The organism is Protofrankia sp. Cr1 (genome assembly GCF_963555865.1).
Taxonomy (GTDB): Bacteria; Actinomycetota; Actinomycetes; order Frankiales; family Frankiaceae; genus Protofrankia.
Genome location: NZ_CAUVXO010000239.1, coordinates 1,213 through 2,863, shown reverse-complemented (window position 1 = coordinate 2,863; position 1,651 = coordinate 1,213). Strand labels below are relative to the sequence as shown.

Annotated in this window: 2 protein-coding genes; one reads left to right on the top strand and one right to left on the bottom strand. The window is 70.7% G+C overall.

The annotated features are described in order from the left end of the window. Positions 1 to 1,471 (bottom strand): 4'-phosphopantetheinyl transferase superfamily protein (locus U9980_RS17465; protein WP_322768896.1); only part of this gene is annotated, 1,471 nt, incomplete at its 3' end. Here U9980_RS17465 and U9980_RS17460 point away from each other — a divergent pair. Further along, a partial coding sequence (locus tag U9980_RS17460) for a hypothetical protein (protein ID WP_322768895.1) occupies positions 1,470 to 1,651 on the top strand: 182 nt, incomplete at its 3' end. The two genes, U9980_RS17465 and U9980_RS17460, sit on opposite strands and share 2 nt — an antisense overlap.

The window sequence follows — 1,651 nt, the reverse complement described above, 5'->3', positions numbered from 1 at the left end:
GGTCCGGCACGGGCTCGCCGGCCGCGTCGATCAGCTGGTGGGCGACCCAGCGTACGTGCGCTCGCGGAGCGTCCACGCGGACCCGGAGATGACCGGGTGCCACCGTGTCCACGACGAACCTCTTCGGCTGGCCCGCCAATCCGACGCCGTCCGCCTTCGCCACCGATTCCTTCGCGGTCCAGAACCGGGTGAACCACAGTGCGCGCCGGTCCGGGTCGGCGCCGGCGACCTCCGTGAGAAGGACCTGTTCCGTCTCGGCGAGGGCGAACGTCTCGACGCCCGGCGCACGCGACGCCACCCGCTCGATGTCGATGCCGACATCGCCCTCGGGATGCACCAGCGCCACGCCGAGGAATCCTGTGTGGGCCAGCGACACATGTGGCGGCGCCGCGATCGGTGTGCCACCACGGTCGGGCAACCGGTCGATCACCGGCCGGCCCGACGGCTCGTTCGACACGCCGATCTCGATGCCCCACACGTCACCGGCGCCGCCGTCCCAGAGCCAGTGGCGGACGGCGTCCTTCGCCGCGATCCGTCCAATCAGCCACTGCCGCGCCGCCTTCGGATTCCTGGCGGCAAGCGCTGCCCGCTCGTCGGCGTCGAGGTGGTGACGCAGCATGAGCTCGCGGGATGCGGTGTCATGCCATCGCTCCCGGACGAACACCCATCCGCCCTCGGCGCGCTCGGCGATCGCGCTGCGCGCCGGACTCAGCAACATCGACCACGTCACGTCATCCTGGGAGAACCGCCGGTCCTTCCAGCCCTCGATCACCGCCCACACTGTGCCGTCAGCGGCCCGTATCTCCAGGTCGGCGGTGACGGTCGTGTCCCCCACGTCGCGCACCCACACAGTGCCAGTCAGCCGGTCGCCTACCACCGGAGGCGGGCCGAAGAACCGCAGGGAGCGGATCGTCGTGGGCAACAGGAGCCAGTCCGTCCGGAGGTACTCCATCGGCCAGTAGCCGAACAGCTGGCCGGCGGTGTCCAGGAGCGCGCCGGGAGCCTCGGTGACGACGAACTCGCCGTGGACGCCCTTCGGTGAGATCGGCCCGACCGCGACCAGGCCCTGGAAGCCGGGCCCGTGGAACAACCGTCCGCTCCGGTAGATCGACTGTCCGTCGACCACATCGCGTCGCAGGTCGGGCAGTGGTTCATCGGACGGCGTCGGCGGCGCCGGGTAGTCGTCGCCAAGGATGACCGTGCCGCGTGCGTACCCCTCGACATTGACCATTACCGCGTCCGGTCCGACCGCGACCGCGGTGATGGTCACCTCGACCGCAGGCTCGATCGCGAGCCAGCGCAGCGCCCGGATGTCGGTCAGCCCGAGCGCCACCCGACCGGGCGCGAACGCCCGCGCCTCATCGATCATCATCTCGAGCAGGGTGGTCATCGGGATCACCGGGAAACGGTCGGCGAGATGCGGCCACCCCGGCGGCTGGCCGTAGAAGCAGTGATCAATGATGTACGGCATGGTTTCGATCGACAGTGTCCGCCGGACGCTACGCGGCGGCCCCGGCAGCGCGGCCGTCACGGCCGCGCCCGGCTCTGCCCCCGGGGCTGCGGCCGGCGGCTTTCTGGCGGCCCACCGTCCGACGACGGTCGAGACCATCTCGTTCGTGTCCGCCATGAACGCGGCGAATTCAGCGAGAAC